Below are 18,148 nucleotides of genomic sequence, written 5' to 3' on the forward strand. Positions count from 1 at the left end.
TGTTCCTCCTTATTTCCCTTTTTGAATGTAAGGTTTATTCATAATAAACAATTTAAATACTAAATAAAGCGATGGAATTAACAATAACAAGCCTAAAATAAAGACAGCAATTAACGTATAGGCCATCGTCTCATTTGTTATACCATCGTGAATCGTCAAATCCGGATATAGTAAATACGGGTACCGTGAAACTCCGTACGCGTAGAAAGCTAACGCAAACTGTAAGACAACGAAAATAAAGGATTTGCCATATGATCTTTTCTTTAATAGCCACAAACTAATCATAAAGCAGACGAACGATAGAGCAAACACCCACCATAGTGATAGTAATCCTTCATAATGAGACGGATTATGCCATCTCATTTCAATTATGATTCCTAATGCTGTTACGATCGTTGGGAAGCTCCATACCCACGTATATTTTCTAAATAATTGCAGTGCAGCATTATCCTGTGCGACCGATGAATAATAAGCTAGAAAGCTGGCTGAGATAAATAATACACTGACAAGACTTAGGATAATAATCGACCAAGCAAATGGACTCGTTAATAAGCCAATATAGTCAAGCTCAATCCCACCGCTTGCAGTCGTATGAATAAAACCACCTTGTGAGACAATCAATGCCGTCGCCAACGATGCGGGAATAAGAACTCCTGTTACACCGTACATGAGAGTATAGCCAACATGACCTTTCTTTGTTCCATACGTTCCAAATGCATAATAGCTCCCACGTAGCGCTAATAAAATAATTGAAACGCTAATCGGAATGAGCAGAACCGTCCCAAAATAATAAGCAGTGCTTGGAAAGAACCCGATCATACCGACAAAGAAAAACACTAGAAAAACATTCGTAATTTCCCAGACAGGTGATAAATAACGCTGAATAACCGTGTTTACGATATGATTCTTTTTAGTTAGAATCGTAAACGCATTGAAAAATCCTGCTCCAAAATCAATGGAGGCAATAATGACATAACCAAACAGGAACAGCCACAACACCGAAATCCCGATAAGTTCAACGGTCATTTCGCAACACTCCCTTTAGCAATACCCTGTTTTTCTAGCTCCTTTTCAACAGGATTGTTTTTGAACATTCTCCTCAATACAACACCAGTTCCGACGACTAAAATAAAGTACAGAATAGCAAAGGCGATAAATATCGCCCATACGTAAGGAGAATCTGTCGCTCCCTCAGCAGTTGTCATATATCCACGCATGATCCATGGTTGACGTCCCATTTCAGCAAACCACCAGCCCGCTTGAATAGCGATTATCGCAAGTGGTCCTGATGCAACTAGCAGGCAGCGGAACAGTCGTCCTTTAATTAATCGCCAATTTCGATATAGACCGAACATATAGAAAAGAGCTAGAGTTGGCAGGAAGATCCCAAGCGTGACCATTACATCAAAGAAATAATGAATAAAATATGGCGGATGATATTCCTCAGGGAATTGATCAAGTCCTATTACTTCCCCAGTGAAATTGCTATGAACTAAAAAACTTAATGCATTTGGAATTCGAATCGCATACTTCACTTCATTTGTTTCTGTCAGCACACCATAAAGCACGAGTGGGGCTTCTCCTTCTGTTTCAAAATGCCATTCAGCAGCAGCTAATTTTTCGGGCTGATATTCTGCGAGGAATTTACCAGATAAGTCCCCAACGACAGCAGTTGCAATTGCAAAAATTAATGCCACTTTCATCGTTAATGCAAGCCCTTTGCGATGATACTCATGGCGATTTCCCTTTAACAAATGGTAAGCAGCAATTGATGCGAGCACAAATGCTGTTGTCATATATGCAGATGTTAACACGTGTGCAACCTTTGTCGGCATTGCTGGGTTAAACATGGCCAAAAGTGGTTGAATATTCGTTAACTGACCATCCACTAAGGCAAACCCTTGCGGTGTATTCATAAATGCATTGACTGACGTAATAAATAACGCCGACATAGCACCCCCAATTAATACAGGAATTAAAAGGAGGAAATGTTTGAATGGGTTTTTGAATCGATCCCACGTATATAAATAAATCCCTAAGAAAATAGCTTCAAAGAAGAAAGCAAATGTTTCCATAAATAACGGTAAGGCCACAAGCTGACCAGCAAACTCCATAAAACGAGGCCATAATAGTGCTAACTGAAGGGCAATCGCTGTCCCTGTTACAACACCGACAGCAACGGTAATGACATAACCCCTAGCCCATCTTTTGGCCATAAGCAAATAATGCTCATCGTCTCTTTTTAAACCGAGCCAGTGAGCAATCAATATCATAATCGGAACACCGACACCAAGAGTCGCATAAATGACATGGACCGATAGTGTCAGCATCGTTAAATAGCGGCTAAATTCAACTGATTCCATCATCTCTCCTCCTTGCCCTCATTTTCTTATTTTCATAAGCAGAAGGTACATTCATTGTATAATAAAAATCTATGTGAAATACATCACAAATTAAACAATTTTGTTACAAAGGAGTGATGAATTTATGACAGACGTTGTACACAAAGTGGATATAAAGGAAGAGTGAATATATCTAAAGGGTATGGCTCCGGTTTACAAAAAGACTTTTATCTCCTTCACAATGGTCCAATTTTGCTCTTAGTTTTATTTCAATTCTCACCTAAAAAGACATGTTAACTCATTGCCCGTTAACATGCCTAGTTTTTGAACTAAATATCTTACAAGATTTTCACTATCATTACTTTTCCTTTCTCTCAATTCTGTTTAACATATTATAGCTTATCGCCATTTGTGCAATCGCAAATGGAGTAACACCCAATAAAACTAGTAATGCAGGTAAATAATTCACAATTCCCGCATAGATTGCTAGTATCATTAGTTGGACGAGAATGGAGGGAACAGACTCAACAGCAACCCTTAAGATGACTCGTATATAGTCTCTAACATTAAGTTGATAATGAACAATGACCGGAAATAAATACAACCAAGCTAATAGAATAAGTATGGCTAAAAAGATCACAATCGCATACATAACGACTCTTAACGCATCTGGATAATTAGGTATAAAGAGGAAATTGAAGAAAATGATCACCGAGACAACAGTAAACAACCATCCAAGTATATTGGCTATTCTAAAATTCTCCTTATACAAGCGCTTGTATAGTTTTTTATATCTTCAGGTTCAGCCTTTATTAGCCATTGGCGGATAACCCCATATACCGCTGCCGTTGCAGGAAATAATCCAATTACAATAAACCCACGTAACACATACAAGATCCAAAAAAAGTGTAGCTTTAACAGCTCATACAACCATTCTGTAAATACAATAATTCGATTCATGTCGATACTCCCTATTTCCTTTATGTCAACAGTAGCATGACCTTATATATTAATCTACTATCAGCATTTTGATTAAGAAGCAGTAATCGTTCCCTCTACTAGATTGACAGATGTCATCTCCATTTGCATTTGTAGCATTAACGTAAATGAGGAATATACTCCTGTATTGGACCACTTACTTTCTAGATTCAGATACTTTTATGAATAAGTGATTATGTTTACATGTCATTTTCCAACCATATATACCTATCTACTTTTAGCTCTTTTCCCCACCTGCTATTTCAAGTGGATTTCTTTACTATTAATTCTTTACAGCCCCCTCTGTAATCCCTGAAATAAATTGCTTATTAAAGATAAGAAATACAATTAGAATGGGGATTGTCGCCATGAATGTCCCTGCCAAAATCATAGAATAATCCGTATAATACACATCATTTAGCGTTCTTAAAGCAATTTGGATTGTATGCATACTGCGGTCTTTTAACACAACTAACGGCCATAAAAAGTCATTCCACGTTCCCATGAACGTGAAGATACCAAGAGTAGCTAACCCTGGCTTAACGGTCGGTAAAATAATACTCCAAAATGTTCTAAAGTTACTGCAGCCATCAATTCGAGCTGCTTCAACCAAATCAAACGGTACTGATGTTGAAATATATTGACGCATCCAAAATACACCAAACGCAGTCACCATTCCCGGTACAATAACGGCTTGTAACGTATCCACCCATCCTAGTGAACTAACGATCATAAAATTTGGAATGAGGGAAAGCTGTGGTGGTACCATCATTGTCGCTAAAAGTAAAACAAAAGCCGCATCTCTTCCTTTAAACTGCAATTTGGCAAAGGCAAATCCTGCAAGTGCACAGAAAAATAAAACGGATATTGTTACAGTCGTTGAAATTGTAAAGGAGTTAAATAAGGCACGGAAAAAGTCAATTCGATCAAACACTTGCATAGCATTCTCTTTAAAGTTAGCACCTGGCAGAACGGCAGGAGGAAACTTATTAACCGCATTCGTAGTATTTGATCCGATAACAAACATCCAATAAAACGGAAATATAGAAATCAATGTACTCATAACTAGAAACAAATAAAGCAAGATTTTCGATAGAATATTTCCACCTACTTCTTTTTTCAATGAGGCTTCCTCCTTTTAAGCAGAATTTATTTTTCTAGTCGCCATTAAGTTTATCAATGAGAAAATAATAATAAAGAAGAACAATAACCATGCGATTGCTGAAGCATAGCCAAATGAAAAGCGATTAAATGCTTCTTCATATAAATACAGAGTCATCGTTAAACCTTGATAATTTCCTCCGACTCCAAATAACATAGGCTCTGCAAAGATTTGCATTCCTCCAATCGTTGATTGGATTACAGTAAAAATGATGATCGGCCTTAATAGCGGGATCGTAATAAAAAACAGCTGTTGCATTTTATTCGCTCCATCAATTGTTGCCGCTTCATATATATCATTAGATATACTTTGTAAGCCCGCCAAGTAAATAATTGCATTATACCCAACCCATCGCCACATGACCATTGTAGCAATGGCAATATGAGTTCCAACATATGAGGCCTTCCAAGCGATCGGATCAATACCAATAAGCGATAAAACATAATTTACTATTCCATAGTTGGTACCGAATATCGCAGAAAATACAATTGCTACAGCAACAACTGACGTAACATTAGGCATAAAAATACCTAACCGAAATAATGCCTTTCCTTTTAGAAACGCTTGGTTCAGAAGAAAAGCGATGATAAGAGCTAGTATTAATTGCGGAAGTGTTGATAGGATCCAAATACTAAATGTATTGCCTACTGACTTCCAAAATAAGGGGTCATTTGTAAACAAAAGTAGGTAGTTTTCAAATCCAATAAATTCCCTTTCGCCAAGTACATCCCATCTGTGAAATGAAAGAAATGCGGTAAAAAAGAGCGGAAACACACCAAAGATACCGAATAAAATGAAGAATGGTGAAATAAATAAGTAACCTGATCTTCTATCAGCAACCTTTTGGCTAAACTTCCCTTTTCCCAGCTTCTCCTTTGTATAGTTGACTTCATGCATTTTATCACTGGACACCTAAAAACCCCCTAACTTATTAAATATATGTTCCTTCAAAAAAAAGAGGCTGAGGCAAACCTAGCATCCAAAACCTCTTTTTCAAAATTCAAATGTGTTAACGGCTTACTTGGCGTTCCGCCTCACTGTTTGCCGATTCCCATGCTTGTTCTGGTGTTGTATTACCATCTTCAACGTTTGTTAATGCATCTTGGAATAATTGACTTACCGGATCATGCATTACCCCTTTGTATCCAGCAACAATTAATTCAGCAGATTCAGCATACAAAGCACCTAAATCAGGACGAGTGAAGAAATCATCAGTAAGCTCTTGAATAGAAGGCTCATCATACACAACAGGAGTTGATGGGAATGGACCACTATTTTCAAAAATCCGTAATTGCTGTTCAGGAGCCATAACCCATGTGATAAAGTCATACGCTTCCTCAGGATGATCTCCTTGTTTAGGAAGTGCTAAGAATGACCCGCCAAAGTTACCTGACCCTTCTGGCATAAATGTAACATTCCATAGACCAGCTGTATCCGGTGCATCGTTTTTAATATTTTGCATCATCCAAGGTGGAAGTAACACTGTTGCAAAGTCACCCGCTGCCAAAGCTGCACTCCATTCTGTTTGACCTCGTTCGACATTTGCCGAAATGTCAGTTGCACTTGACGCCAGATTCCACGCTAAAATATTTTGTTCACTTACTTCTCCAATATAATTACCATCTGTATCAAAATATTGCTCTTGTCCTTGTTCAATAATGGCTAAATACAGATCTGCTATTCTATTAAACATGTTGACACCTGTTTGTTCTTTTAACTGTCTTCCTACTTCAAGGTAATCTTCCCACGTGTTAATTAATTCGGCCACTTCATCAGGATCTGTTGGCAAACCTGCTTCTTCAAATAGATCCATTCGATAAGCCATAACCATTGGACCTACATCGGTTGGAACACCAATCAAGAAATCATCTTCTGGATTAGTTGCTTGACCCCATTTCCATTCAAGATAGTCATCCCTAATTTCTTCCGCTCCAAAATCATAGAGATTATGAAAATGTTGTGCATTCTCATGCATTCTATCTATATAACCTTGATCAATACCTGTAATATCAGGAGCACCAGAACCAGCTGCAAGTGCTGTAATTAAATTCTGATGTACATCTCCATAATCTGCTTCTTGTATATTAATTGTTACCCCAGGATTATTATCTTCATACTCACTTGCTAATTCTTGTAAACCAAACCCTGGCCATAGCCACACAGTTAAATCAACATTTCCCCCATTTCTGAGCCTTCTTCATTCCCCCCACCACAAGCAGCTAAAACTACAATTAAAAGAGCACTCGTAATCGTTACACTTATTTGTTTAAGCTTCCCCATATTATTCATAACTTGCCTCCTAATCTTTGTTTTATTTATTTGTTTAAGATGATAACACCGACTTAGTTAAATGTAAACGCTTTTTTATTATTTTTAAACTAATAATAATTATAAAAATACGGTTATAATTAAGTAATGTAAACATTATTATTAAGTTATTATAACTTTGTTAATGATTGTATATATTGTTTAATCTTAATTTTTTTAAAGATATAATTGTTTAGTTCATCGTAGTTAAACGATAAACTTAAATCCTCTATTTCCATATTTTTTTCACCATTACTATGTTTTAGAGAAACGTATTTATTAAATGTTTCCCCCGATTTTTATACTAAAAAGCTCATAGTCGTTCGTACAGGATTAAAGTTAATGAATATTCCTTACACGAATATGTCATGAGCGAAAACTACTTACATTTCCGATTAAGTTTCTAAGAAAAGGATTAGAAAGCTTACAATACGTAACCTATCAATAATTCAATTAATTCATATGCGAAGGAAATGATCTATTTGTCCATAAATCATTTTTTTGATAAAATACTTCTTCTACTCAGAGATAAATTCAAATAGTAACGTATCCAAAAAAATAAGGCTACCTCACACCAATTGAATTTGGTAAGATGGCAGCCTAAGAAGATATTTTATTTTTGTCTTTAATTACGTTCCACAAAACGTTTGATATGGAATCTCTGATGGTGATTGTGGTTGACAATATTTTGGGGATTGAAATGTATAATCATATGGTTTTGCTAATACGTCAAGAAGCTGTTTCATCACATCATAATCGCCATTCTCAACAGCCGCTGATAAAGCTTCTTCTACAAGGTGATTTCTAGGAATAATCGCTGGATTTGACTTCATCATTCGCTCTTGGACATCTTCCCTTGAATGACCTTGTCTATCTAATCGTTCTTGCCATAGCTTATACCATGCCTGAAACGTTTTCGCTTCAAACAAAGCCTCCCCTTCTACCTGATTCAAAGTTAATGACCTAAACGTATTCGTATAATCAGCATCATGAGTGTCCATCATTTTCAAAAGGCTTTCAATGAGCTCTTTATCACGATCCTCTTCATCTGCTAACCCAAGCTTTAATCTCATCCCTGTTAGCCATTCCTCTTGGAACCTTTCTGAAAATGTAGCTATGGCGTCTTCAGCTATCTTAACGGCCTGCTCTTGTTCTTCATGAAGCAATGGTAACAACGCTTCTGCAAGCCTCGCTAAATCCCACGCTACAATATATGGTTGATTGCCGTACGCATAACGTCCTTGACGATCAATTGAACTAAATACAGTGGCAGGATCATACTGATCCATGAATGCACATGGCCCATAATCGATTGTCTCACCGCTTATTGTCATATTGTCGGTATTCATAACTCCGTGTATAAAGCCAACTAACTGCCATTTTGCGACTAAACTAGCTTGCCGTTTTATCACCTCTTCCAAAAAGTGCAAATAGCGTTGATCGTCAGCAATATAAGCATAGTGTCGATTAATTGTATAATCGGCTAAAGCTTGAAGCTCATTTCTCTCCCCGAATTCAGCTATATATTGAAATGTCCCTACACGAATATGACTCGCGGCAATTCTTGTTAAAATCGCTCCATCTAGTTCCGTTTCGCGGTATACCACTTCACCTGTCTTCACAACCGCTAAACTGCGACTTGTCGGAATCCCTAAAGCATACATCGCTTCACTTATAATATATTCACGCAACATCGGACCGAGAGCAGCACGCCCGTCCCCACCACGTGAATAGGGTGTCCGCCCCGCTCCTTTTAATTGAACATCTACTTTTTCACCGTTTGGGGGAATTTGTTCTCCTAATAAAACGGCTCGGCCATCTCCTAGCATTGTAAAATGTCCAAATTGATGCCCCGCATACGCCTGTGCAATGGGGTTAGACCCCGGCGGTAGCTGATTCCCTGCAAATATTTGTACAGCATCTTCCCCTCTTAATTCGCCAGCCTCTAATCCTAATGCTTCAGCTAGGCGTTCATTTACGATGACTAATTCAGGGGATTTGACTGGTGTTGGCTTTTGTTTTGAATAAAATGGACTTGGTAAGTTTGTATAGCTGTTATCTAGGTTCCATCCATGTTCGTTAGTCATAACGACTCCTTTCAACTTCATTTTATTTTGTCTGCAATAATAGATTGCCCGTCATTGAACATTCCCAGTTAAAATTATACGTCATCTTTCCAACTTTACTATGATATAATGCTTACAAATGATTATTAGCTTTAAGGGGGGGATGCGATGCAAATTCTCAAGTATGTTTCTAATAGCATTCCATACAATGATTTATATTTGAATCAATATGGCTCAGAGCTATGCTATCCTGATCATTTTCAAGGTCCTAACGTTAGAGAGGATTACTTAATCCACTATGTTTTTTCCGGGAAGGTATATTCATTGTTGATGGTAAAACGTATCACGTAGAACAAGGTAATGGTTTTCTAATTTGTCCGAAAGTTGTTTCATACTATAAAGCAGACAGTCATGACCCTTGGCATTATTATTGGGTCGGCTTCCACGGAGCACATGCAGAATTATTTCTCCGTCTTGCCAATTTAAGTGTGAGTAATCCAATCTTCACTTACGAAAAAGACCATCTGCTGCTTCAACAATTTATTGAACTAATTAGTGAAAATGAAAATAATGAGGCTACTGAGTTAAAACGAATTGGCCAACTCTATACATTATTATCTATCCTAATTCAAACGAATACACATACTCAGAAAAAAAATCACCATAAAAAAACGAGTAATCAAGCAGATTATGTTAGAAAAGTGGTTGATTTTATTGAACACAACTATATGAACAAAATTACGATATCAGAAATTGCTGATTTCATTGGACTTGATCGTAGCTATCTATGCTCCATCTTCAAGAAAAACATTCATTGTAGCATTCAAGAATATTTGATCCAGCTTCGTATCAATAAGTCATGCACTTTGTTAAAGCAAAGTGACCTTTCAATCGGTAATATTGCGAAAGCAGTCGGTTATCAAGACCCATTTTTATTTTCAAGAACTTTTAAAAAAATTAAAAAAAGTAGCACCAAAAGAGTATCGTTATAAATCTTTATTTTGATATTTTATGGTACCGCTTACAATAAGAGATGACAAGAGGTGTCCTTGTGAATATTGTAAACAGTAAATTTTACCACTTTCTTGAAAAAATCACGAATTTCTTTTTATTGAACCTAGTTTGGTTACTGTTTTCTTTTCCGATCATTACTTTATTCCCTGCTACTGCTGCAATGTATGGTGTACTAAGAGACTGGGTTCAAGGAAAAGACAGTGGAGTTATTCAACCATTTTTCCAACATTTCAAAATGAACTTTAAGCATAGTTTCATATATGGCGTATTGTGGCTAATTATTTTCGTGATCTTTTATATTGATCTAGCTATCATTGCTGAATTTGAGTCAACTACCAATTTGCTCATGACATCCTTATTGTTCGTTATCGGATTACTTGTTGCTTTTAATACTGCTTTTATCATTCCAGTGATGGTGCATTTCAAATTATCGTTTTGGGGACACATTAAACATGCCTTTTTGTTTTCTATTTATGTATTTTCCAACAACGTTGCTTTGCTTGTTTATCATTGTAGCGATGATTGTTTCAGTGCTATACTTACCAGCATTATTATTCGTTATCTTTAGTATTGGCAGTTATGTGATTTTTCGTCTTTGTTACCGAACCTTTGAAAAAGTCGGAAAGGTATAGATCTATTGTTGATCAGGTAAAAAAACGACACAAATCAATACTTGAAGAAACTTCAAAAAAAGTGGGCTCGGTTATCGAGTCCACTTTCAACCATATTCATTTTTCTACCTTTATCCTACTACCCCTGTCCGCTCAACACTTTCAACAAAATGCCGTTGAACGAAAATGTACAATATAATTAACGGCAGCATCGAAAGTAATACACCTGTATTAACAAGCATTGATAAATAAGATGGATCTACACTACCTGCTCCTGCTTCACCTGAAGATGTTAACCGGTGAGCGATATTGGAGCCAACAGATTGTAATTTAGCTGACATGACATTTGCGTTATCAAGGAACATCGTTGTGAAGAAAATGTCGTTCCATTGCCAAACAAACGCAAATAACATGACCGTAATAATTGCTGGTACAGCATTCGGCAACATAATTTTGTAAAACGTCCTTATAACTCCAGCCCCATCAACAAGGGCTGCTTCTTCAATTTCTTTAGGAAACCCTTTGAAAAACTGACGAAAAATAAAGATAAACAAGCCTGCTTTCAAACCCATCCCAGTAATAGAAGAAATAAAAAACGGCCAATAACTACCTAATAAATTGACCCCATTCCCATCGTTAAACAATGCAATGATTCCTAAAATATCAAAGTTTCGATATTGAAGATACGTTGGTACCATAATCGTTTGCGGTGGTACAAGAATCGTTAAAATGACAAGAGCAAACAAAACATTTCTGCCTCTAAATTTAAATCGAGCAAATCCATACCCTGCTAATGCACATGAAATGGTTGTTAACAACATTGTTCCACTAGATAACACAAATGAATTTAACATCGTTTGAAAATAATTCATCGTCTCGATGACATATTGGAAGTTCTCTAACGTAAAGTTTTTGGAATAAATACAACCGTAGGATCATATAAATCCGACTTATGTTTAAAAGCAATAGAAACTTTTATAATTATTGGATATAAAATAACAAACGATAAGCCAATGATAAGAATAGATCTAAATAAAATCATTGCCATATTCTTTAGCTTTTCAAAGCTTACATTCATCCGCTCTTTGCTGATTACAGTTACTTTACTTGTTGGAATAGGCAAATTTACCCCTCCTTGTTAACGCCATCATTGATAAAACACTTTCTTGGAAATAAAATACGTTACGATCGCTAACGTTACTGCAATTATTAGAAAGTAAATCCAAGACATTGCAGCACTTAAACCAAAATTGAATTGTTGAAAAGCTGTCTGCTGTATTAACGTCGTCATATCATTACCTGTAAATGAATCGATGACTGAATAGATCACATTTGTTAAAATGAGCGGACTAATCATCGGAAACGTTATTTTCCAAAAAGCTTCATAAGGTGTCGCTCCTTCAATATTTGATACCTCATATAAATGAGAAGGAATAGCCTGCAAACCAGCTAGAAAAATAATAATTTGTACGCCTGAAGCACTAATAATATCATAGATCCGATCAACAGCTCCCGTTAAGTAGCTAATAATAACCTCATTCATCCAGATCCTATCAGCATTCTTTCCAGCTGTGAGCTCCTCATACCACCCGTATCTTCAAGGTTACTTGGTCCTCCTTGCTGCATCATACTTTGCAGAAAATCCCCACTTTCAATGGATGCTATCACTCCAGAAGCTAATATAACGGGCAAAAAGAATATAGCTCTAGCTACCATTCTTCCTTTAAACTTCTGATTAAGTAAAGTTGCGACTAATAGACTAAAAATAACGATTAACGGAACATTCACCAGCATATCTAACAATGCCTCAATCAAGGTACGATTGTAGTCGACATGGTAAGTTAATGCTTGTTGATAGTTTGATACCCCAATAAAATCCAATGATATGCCTGAAGGTGTTAAGCTCAATTCACTCAAGCTATATCTGAGTGACTGAAATAAAGGAACAGCAAATAAGGTGATAAAGCCTATGAGCCAAGGGGCAATAAATAGCCAACCCCAGTTCCCCTTTTTCTGCTCAAGGGTCATCTTACTTTTCTGAAACATTTGCTATCCCCCTCGAATGACTGCGTAGCTTCCTGCTTCAATAACTTCACCATTTACTGAAACCGTATCGTCATTATAATTTACAAGAATGCTTATATCATTACTATAGGACGTTTGATAGACACCCTCAGCCACTTTTTCATGTGTGGTAATCACTTCTGTACGAACCTCATTTAATATTTGATTCACTTCCTGATACATTTCAACAGCATCATCAAACCAGACTTGATAATTCATCGAGAAAAGATCATCGAATTCCGTTTCTTTAACAATGGATGAATCTTGATAAAACCATTGGAAGTATACATTTGAACCTGTTTCAAGTGCTTTCAACATTTGATCATGAATCGCTTGGTTCGCACTTAAATTAACAGGCATCCCAGCGTAATCAATTGAACCATGGATAACCATTTGATAGAAAGGAACAGTTTCATCTGTAATATTAAATCCACTACTATATATAGGTGCGTGTACGATGTGATTGGCATGTTGGAGTGCAATAAAATTGCCTCCTTCTATTAGCAAATCGTTAAATTGATTATCCAATACACTTAATTGTTCCTGAACAATTCTTTTCGCTTGTTCACGATTAATGACGTTCCTATCACGGAAGTCTGAATTCAATTCGTCGCCCATATCTCGTAATGACAGACCTTCAATATTAAATTTAGCAAAGTCATTAGAAAAGCCTTCCACATAATCGGGCAGCCTTGCAGGTGATAGAACATAATAAGGTAATTTGTTCCGATCCCTTCTAAAACTAGCTGGATTAAATGGATATCTAATAGCTGGTTGACGATTAACATATCTTGCTGCTTCTCGAGAAGGATTGAATGTAAACGAATTACGCTCTACATGTAAGAACGTGACATCTGGATAAAGTTCAATTTGTTTGCCCTGCAAAAAGGAATGAAACTCCTCTAGCCCTTTTGTTCCACCTATTTGTGAATCAACCTTCACGCTTTTTGGTGCCTTATGCTTCAAGCCACCATTAAACCAGCCTGAATATCTTAGTTTAATATTATGAACTCCGGCATCATACAGCTCAGTTACTATTTCTTCTGCTTCTTTAAAAGTTGTGACACTTTCAACCGATTGGTAAGGCACACCAAGAAATGTTTTTCTTTTCACAATCGAACCAACTAGCTCTAAATAAAATGGGAGCTCCTCTGTTGGTTCTAGTGGAGTCAAATGAGCATTTTCTAGTAAATAATTTCGATAAAACTCAGCCATCCCCGAATAGCTTGCCTTTTCACCTTCTAAAAACTGATAACGTATACTCATATGATCTTGATAGCCATCTTGTTGAAACATTGTAATTGTGCTAGCTCTTTCGCCACCTGTTAGCGTGACTTGTGCACCTTCCCTCAAATTGAAGCGGCTGTTCACCGTATTGTAGGAATTTATTCTTCCAGCCACATCTGCTCCAATTGAAGCGACCGCATCTCCTTGTTCAATGATGGCGATAAATGCTTGATCATCTTGTTTCATACCAAATACCGGCAAACGAATCTTTTCACTAACTTCCATTTGTTGTCTGACTAATGTAGCATTATCATCTCCATATACTTTATCAAGGTAAGGCTGAAAATTAACTTTTTCATTATTTAAATGAATGAGTGAACCTGAACCATCAGGAACAAAGATATATCCTTCTCTAAATTCATTTGCAGCTCCAAAAAATTCTAGTACTTTTACTTCACTAATAGGAAAGGATTCATTTTGTTCAATTTCTTCACCTATCACTGTAACGATTAATTGTTCTCCCTCTAATGCGTATTGAATCGGAATAACAAAATTAGGTTTTCCATATCCCTCTTCTGTCAACTCATTTCCACCTGCATTATCAATCGCTACATCTTCTTCCGTATAACCAATTTCCTCAAATAGCTCAATCGTCCGATTTAAAACAATTTTTGAATCGAATGAAACCTCACGTCGTTCATAATAATCCTCTTCCTCAATGTATTGAAAACGACTTAGTAGATCGACTTTCGTATCTTCATCTTCAATTTTATTTAAAATTAATGTTTCAAATCGTTCTCTACTAATACGTTCAGGGATCATTTCGATTCCTTTAGAAGTGTCTCCCAATGTATAGATTACTTTGATACCGTTTTCGATTGTTTCGAATTCAAATTGCCCATTTCTAACACTTTCATTACTATGCATCCGACTCGTTTGCCCAGTTGGATGATAATACGTTAATGATAACTGTGAATGAAGAATGGTTTCGTTTTCACCAGATGCCACCGTATCTGTTTGACGATCAACTGGGTTAGAGAACCAAACCTGACTACTATTTTTAACTTTAACTGCTACTTCCGCCGTTGTACTGTGAAAATACAATTCTAAAGTGTCATTTTCTGATATCAATTGCATCTTTTCTAAGTGAGCTTCTATATCCTTTTCAGTGAAATCATCCCGTTCACTAAGCTCGACTTCCTCTACTTCCAATTCTGTCTCAACTGTCGATTCATCGATTTCCGGTAGATCTATTTCGGTATCTTCCTCTAAGAACTCAGCTGATTCTTCATTTTCCACAGCAACTACAATTTTTTGCTCCAAAACAAGTGGAAGGATGATCGCAATGATAAGTAAATAGTAGAAACCTCGTTTACAGCTGCTAATCATGTCAGTCCTCCTCTCCACCTTTAGGTTCGATATGCGAGCTCTTTAAAAATGGTCTCAACAAAAGCATAAATCTGTTGAAATAAACTAAAAGAAAGTAAACCTAGAAAAATCATAATTCCCATAACCATCACCGTTAAAAAGATCGTCATAATCGTTTTTGTTGCAGTGTATTGATGTACGGTCATAATTCCTACAAACAGCAAATAAATAAACCAAAGAGTTGCTACCCCATCTAAAAAGAAATAAAATACAGCTTCCTCTAACGTAATAAACTGGCTCATAATCGTTGTAAATAGATAGATAAGAATCATTGGTACTAGTGCATAAGCTGTAACAATGATAATTTCTTTAAATTTCCCCTCTCCATCCATTAGCGTCGATATCGACCAATTGGCTACACACCAAATGAAAAATGGTAATACGATGAACAGTAGCTCATCGAGACTATTTAATTGATTTGGGTTATTAAAGTTAACTATAAATCCTGCATACTGACGTTTCATAATAATGACAACAGTTAACATGAGAAGAATAGCTAAAGCGATGTTCAGTCGACCCTTACCTTCATACTTCACATCCCAATATCCCTTAAACGGATGAATGCAAAGGTAAAATGGATATCGAATCATTTCATTTCGCAGCAAAACGTTCTCCTCCTCTCCTATACCTCCGATATGCTCGGAATCCAATGAGCAATAAGGAAAGTACTAATACCCCAGTCATTACCGTTCCAAAATGCTCACGCAACACTTCTTGGCGATATCGTTTAAAAGCTTTGGAGTAGTATTGACGGCTATTTCCATTTTCAAAATAAGCCATCGCTTCTCTATTTTTCCCTTCCATTAACAACGCTTTTCCAATTCCGACATATGCGACTTCGTAATTGGTGTTTAACTTTAACACCTCGTGCCAATAGTTAGCTGATTCCTGATCGTTCCCGTTGTAATAATGCATAACAGCCTGATTGACTAGACTGCCAAATTCTGTAGGTTCAAAACGTGTTAATCGATTGAACCTTTATCGAGAATAAGAAAATCCTCTCCTATTCGTGCTAGTGCTACTGGATTACGAAACGTCCCTCGCTGCTCACCAAGTTGACCAAAAACATATAATAAATTCCCATCCTCATCATAAGTGAATACACGCCCTCTATTCAGATCTAAAGCACTATACACCCCATAATCATTCACATCAATGTCAATAAACGTTGAACTACCAGCATAATTACCAATATGTGCGATTTCCAAATCCCCAATGGGATCGTGATACCCTTGTTTTCTTAGCACGTCCTCTCCCGTTGGATTTAATCGTTGGATTGGAGTATTCGTATTACGTTCTGAATTGGTTGTATAAATAAAGCCTTCATCATCCAACGCAAGATTATTAAACTCAATTGGGATAAATAGTGACATTTGAGCACGTTGTTCACGCGTGGCAAACAATCTCCATACATATTCGATTGGGTTAAAGGTCACCCGATTTGCACCCGTGAAACCTGTAAAATGGCCATCTGAATCAAATTCGATTATTCCATCATAAACGCCACGTCCAATTACATAGATTCTCTGTGCTTGATCTACTGCAATTTTAACCGGATAGTATTCAAAACCTTCACGTATCACATCTGATTCAGGTTTGCCAATTTCTCTAATAAATTCTCCTTCGTTTGTCAGTTCAACGACACGTTGATTATTCGTATCTGCGACATAAATAAACCCTTCGTCGGTGACAAATATCCCTTGTGGATGATTGAACTGATCTAGTTCTGAGCCATTTTTAAACTCCTCAATCGATTGAAGGAATGTAAACTCTTCATCAAACACTAGAATTCGATTATTACCTGAGTCTAGCAAATATATTTCATGATCCTTCGTAACAAAAACATCCTCTGGTGAACGTAAACGTCCATACTCCTCACCTATCCCATCCAATATATCTCCTGGTAAATATGGAATGGCCGAAGGATTTGTATTTTCCCAGTAAGAGTAGTTATAGCCAGGATAAGGTGCTTTTGCAGCTGCTCCTTGTGGTGCTAGAATCGTAGACAAGATTAAGAGGAGCAACAGTAGCGAACCACATTTCACTTTGAATCGTTTCAATTGTCTCCCTCCTAATCCTTCATCCCTGAGGATGACATTGTCTGAATAATACTAGCCTGCGAAAATAGAAATACAACGATCGGAACAGACATCAGCATAAATGCCACAGCAGCAGCAGCCCCCGCACGTGCAATCCCACCTTGAATGATTTGTCCCATTGCATAGTTCATCGTTTTCAACTCTTCACTATAAATAAAATTACCTCCATCGGTGCCCCATAATTGCTGGAATAAAAGAATCATTAAAGTGAGCCATGCTGGCTTCACTAGAGGCATCACAATTTGCCAGAAGATTCTGTATTCACTTGCCCCATCAATCCTTGCAGCTTCTAAAAGGCTATCAGGAAGTTGTTCCATGAACTGTTTCATCAAATACAATCCAAGTGGAAACGCAAAGGACGGAACGATTATTGCCCAATAGCTATCCACCCACCCAAGTACTGACATCGTCATGTAGTTTGGAATGGCCGTAACGTGTGGAGAGAACATTAACGATAAAACAACAAGCGTGAACAAAATATTTATTCCTGGAAACTTATGCTTCGCTAATGGATAAGCAGCAGCAGCAGAAAAAATAATATGCCCAGCTGTTCCAACGATCGTGATAAAAAAAGTATTGAAGACATATCTCGAGAACGGCACCCAAGAGTCTGCCATTAAATGAACAAGATCAACAAAGTTATTAAAGGTTGGATTTCTCACAAAAAATCTTGGTGGGAATAGAAAGATCTCATCTAACGGTTTAAATGCATTGTTAATCGTATAAATAAGTGGCAATGCCATAAATGCACCAAAAAGCCCGATAAAAGCAAATAGTCCAAGCGTCCCCCACCATGATCGATTCAACTTTTTCTTTTTTTTGTATTTCAATCTTAAGGTCAACGCCATTG

General features: G+C 37.0%; 21 protein-coding genes. 3 read left to right on the forward strand and 18 right to left on the reverse strand.

What is annotated here, in order from left to right; genetic code table 11:
* Positions 1 to 9 precede the first annotated feature (9 nt).
* The 9 genes from JCM19034_RS10340 to JCM19034_RS10375 form a co-directional block, all read right to left on the reverse strand.
* Complete coding sequence (locus JCM19034_RS10340) at positions 10 to 1,026, reverse strand: cytochrome d ubiquinol oxidase subunit II (RefSeq protein ID WP_062049493.1); 1,017 nt, start codon at positions 1,024 to 1,026, stop codon at positions 10 to 12.
* The gene (locus JCM19034_RS10345) at positions 1,023 to 2,363 is read right to left on the reverse strand and encodes a cytochrome ubiquinol oxidase subunit I (RefSeq protein WP_370621882.1); all 1,341 of its coding nucleotides are present in this window, start codon (positions 2,361 to 2,363) and stop codon (positions 1,023 to 1,025) included. Before JCM19034_RS10345 ends, JCM19034_RS10340 begins: the two co-directional genes overlap by 4 nt.
* A gap of 337 nt (positions 2,364 to 2,700) precedes the next feature.
* Complete coding sequence (locus JCM19034_RS10350) at positions 2,701 to 3,072, reverse strand: hypothetical protein (protein WP_156323950.1); 372 nt, start codon at positions 3,070 to 3,072, stop codon at positions 2,701 to 2,703.
* 17 nt (positions 3,073 to 3,089) lie between these two features.
* Complete coding sequence (locus JCM19034_RS10355; RefSeq protein ID WP_062049501.1) at positions 3,090 to 3,302, reverse strand: DUF624 domain-containing protein; 213 nt, start codon at positions 3,300 to 3,302, stop codon at positions 3,090 to 3,092.
* Positions 3,303 to 3,603: 301 nt separating this feature from the next.
* Positions 3,604 to 4,383 (reverse strand): carbohydrate ABC transporter permease, encoded by a 780-nt coding sequence (locus tag JCM19034_RS10360; RefSeq protein ID WP_082393987.1) that lies wholly within the window; start codon positions 4,381 to 4,383, stop codon positions 3,604 to 3,606.
* A 75-nt stretch (positions 4,384 to 4,458) separates the two neighbouring features.
* Positions 4,459 to 5,379, reverse strand: coding sequence for a carbohydrate ABC transporter permease (locus JCM19034_RS10365; protein WP_082393989.1), 921 nt, complete (start codon positions 5,377 to 5,379; stop codon positions 4,459 to 4,461).
* 112 nt (positions 5,380 to 5,491) lie between these two features.
* The gene (locus JCM19034_RS10370) at positions 5,492 to 6,643 is read right to left on the reverse strand and encodes an ABC transporter substrate-binding protein (protein WP_062049505.1); all 1,152 of its coding nucleotides are present in this window, start codon (positions 6,641 to 6,643) and stop codon (positions 5,492 to 5,494) included.
* A 2-nt stretch (positions 6,644 to 6,645) separates the two neighbouring features.
* Positions 6,646 to 6,771, reverse strand: coding sequence for a hypothetical protein (locus JCM19034_RS24070; protein WP_269431688.1), 126 nt, complete (start codon positions 6,769 to 6,771; stop codon positions 6,646 to 6,648).
* Positions 6,772 to 7,418: 647 nt separating this feature from the next.
* Positions 7,419 to 8,876 (reverse strand): protein adenylyltransferase SelO, encoded by a 1,458-nt coding sequence (locus tag JCM19034_RS10375; RefSeq protein ID WP_062049507.1) that lies wholly within the window; start codon positions 8,874 to 8,876, stop codon positions 7,419 to 7,421.
* A gap of 147 nt (positions 8,877 to 9,023) precedes the next feature.
* Between JCM19034_RS10375 and JCM19034_RS24860 the strand changes: the two genes are divergently transcribed.
* Genes JCM19034_RS24860 through JCM19034_RS10390 form a run of 3 tightly spaced genes read left to right on the forward strand, consistent with a single transcriptional unit; the run spans position 9,024 to position 10,437 of the window.
* Complete coding sequence (locus tag JCM19034_RS24860; protein ID WP_062049509.1) at positions 9,024 to 9,206, forward strand: AraC family ligand binding domain-containing protein; 183 nt, start codon at positions 9,024 to 9,026, stop codon at positions 9,204 to 9,206.
* A gap of 20 nt (positions 9,207 to 9,226) precedes the next feature.
* Entirely contained in the window at positions 9,227 to 9,847 is a 621-nt protein-coding gene (locus tag JCM19034_RS24865) for an AraC family transcriptional regulator (RefSeq protein WP_370621895.1), read from the forward strand.
* Positions 9,848 to 9,906: 59 nt separating this feature from the next.
* Complete coding sequence (locus JCM19034_RS10390; protein ID WP_062049514.1) at positions 9,907 to 10,437, forward strand: YesL family protein; 531 nt, start codon at positions 9,907 to 9,909, stop codon at positions 10,435 to 10,437.
* A 174-nt stretch (positions 10,438 to 10,611) separates the two neighbouring features.
* Here JCM19034_RS10390 and JCM19034_RS10395 read toward each other — a convergent pair whose 3' ends face one another.
* The 9 genes from JCM19034_RS10395 to JCM19034_RS10425 are packed head-to-tail and all read right to left on the reverse strand — an operon-like array spanning position 10,612 to position 18,146.
* Positions 10,612 to 11,352, reverse strand: coding sequence for a carbohydrate ABC transporter permease (locus tag JCM19034_RS10395; protein ID WP_370621883.1), 741 nt, complete (start codon positions 11,350 to 11,352; stop codon positions 10,612 to 10,614).
* A 26-nt stretch (positions 11,353 to 11,378) separates the two neighbouring features.
* Positions 11,379 to 11,603: a hypothetical protein gene (locus tag JCM19034_RS24870; protein WP_370621884.1), complete on the reverse strand. Its 225-nt coding sequence runs from the start codon at positions 11,601 to 11,603 to the stop codon at positions 11,379 to 11,381.
* 24 nt (positions 11,604 to 11,627) lie between these two features.
* Positions 11,628 to 12,023, reverse strand: a complete 396-nt coding sequence (locus JCM19034_RS24875; RefSeq protein WP_370621885.1) for a carbohydrate ABC transporter permease — start codon at positions 12,021 to 12,023, stop codon at positions 11,628 to 11,630.
* Positions 12,020 to 12,526, reverse strand: a complete 507-nt coding sequence (locus JCM19034_RS24880) for a carbohydrate ABC transporter permease (protein WP_370621886.1) — start codon at positions 12,524 to 12,526, stop codon at positions 12,020 to 12,022. Before JCM19034_RS24880 ends, JCM19034_RS24875 begins: the two co-directional genes overlap by 4 nt.
* Before the next feature lie 3 nt (positions 12,527 to 12,529).
* Complete coding sequence (locus tag JCM19034_RS10405) at positions 12,530 to 15,160, reverse strand: DUF5696 domain-containing protein (protein ID WP_062049516.1); 2,631 nt, start codon at positions 15,158 to 15,160, stop codon at positions 12,530 to 12,532.
* A gap of 20 nt (positions 15,161 to 15,180) precedes the next feature.
* The gene (locus JCM19034_RS10410; RefSeq protein WP_370621887.1) at positions 15,181 to 15,804 is read right to left on the reverse strand and encodes a Yip1 family protein; all 624 of its coding nucleotides are present in this window, start codon (positions 15,802 to 15,804) and stop codon (positions 15,181 to 15,183) included.
* Entirely contained in the window at positions 15,791 to 16,114 is a 324-nt protein-coding gene (locus JCM19034_RS10415; RefSeq protein ID WP_062049518.1) for a M48 family metallopeptidase, read from the reverse strand. Before JCM19034_RS10415 ends, JCM19034_RS10410 begins: the two co-directional genes overlap by 14 nt.
* 47 nt (positions 16,115 to 16,161) lie before the next feature.
* Positions 16,162 to 17,259, reverse strand: coding sequence for an NHL repeat-containing protein (locus JCM19034_RS10420; RefSeq protein ID WP_062049520.1), 1,098 nt, complete (start codon positions 17,257 to 17,259; stop codon positions 16,162 to 16,164).
* 11 nt (positions 17,260 to 17,270) lie between these two features.
* Positions 17,271 to 18,146 carry a carbohydrate ABC transporter permease gene (locus tag JCM19034_RS10425; RefSeq protein WP_062049522.1) on the reverse strand — a complete coding sequence of 292 codons (876 nt, stop codon included), beginning with the start codon at positions 18,144 to 18,146 and terminating at the stop codon, positions 17,271 to 17,273.
* Between the last annotated feature and the right edge of the window lie 2 nt (positions 18,147 to 18,148).

Origin of the sequence: Bacillus sp. JCM 19034 (genome assembly GCF_001310635.1) — a bacterium.
In the GTDB taxonomy this organism is placed as follows: Bacteria; Bacillota; Bacilli; order Bacillales; family Bacillaceae_D; genus Halalkalibacter.

Excerpts from the sequence above, each read along its gene's own strand:
- JCM19034_RS10340 (WP_062049493.1), bottom strand. The coding sequence starts at position 1,026 with ATGACCGTTGAACTTATCGGGATTTCGGTGTTGTGGCTGTTCCTGTTT.
- JCM19034_RS10345 (WP_370621882.1), bottom strand. The coding sequence starts at position 2,363 with ATGGAATCAGTTGAATTTAGCCGCTATTTAACGATGCTGACACTATCG.
- JCM19034_RS10355 (WP_062049501.1), bottom strand. The coding sequence starts at position 3,302 with ATGAATCGAATTATTGTATTTACAGAATGGTTGTATGAGCTGTTAAAG.
- JCM19034_RS10360 (WP_082393987.1), bottom strand. The coding sequence starts at position 4,383 with ATGAGTACATTGATTTCTATATTTCCGTTTTATTGGATGTTTGTTATC.
- JCM19034_RS10365 (WP_082393989.1), bottom strand. The coding sequence starts at position 5,379 with ATGCATGAAGTCAACTATACAAAGGAGAAGCTGGGAAAAGGGAAGTTT.
- JCM19034_RS24070 (WP_269431688.1), bottom strand. The coding sequence starts at position 6,771 with ATGAATAATATGGGGAAGCTTAAACAAATAAGTGTAACGATTACGAGT.
- JCM19034_RS10375 (WP_062049507.1), bottom strand. The coding sequence starts at position 8,876 with ATGACTAACGAACATGGATGGAACCTAGATAACAGCTATACAAACTTA.
- JCM19034_RS24860 (WP_062049509.1), top strand. The coding sequence starts at position 9,024 with ATGCAAATTCTCAAGTATGTTTCTAATAGCATTCCATACAATGATTTA.
- JCM19034_RS10395 (WP_370621883.1), bottom strand. The coding sequence starts at position 11,352 with ATGAATTATTTTCAAACGATGTTAAATTCATTTGTGTTATCTAGTGGA.
- JCM19034_RS24875 (WP_370621885.1), bottom strand. The coding sequence starts at position 12,023 with ATGAATGAGGTTATTATTAGCTACTTAACGGGAGCTGTTGATCGGATC.
- JCM19034_RS24880 (WP_370621886.1), bottom strand. The coding sequence starts at position 12,526 with ATGTTTCAGAAAAGTAAGATGACCCTTGAGCAGAAAAAGGGGAACTGG.
- JCM19034_RS10405 (WP_062049516.1), bottom strand. The coding sequence starts at position 15,160 with ATGATTAGCAGCTGTAAACGAGGTTTCTACTATTTACTTATCATTGCG.
- JCM19034_RS10415 (WP_062049518.1), bottom strand. The coding sequence starts at position 16,114 with ATGCATTATTACAACGGGAACGATCAGGAATCAGCTAACTATTGGCAC.
- JCM19034_RS10425 (WP_062049522.1), bottom strand. The coding sequence starts at position 18,146 with ATGGCGTTGACCTTAAGATTGAAATACAAAAAAAAGAAAAAGTTGAAT.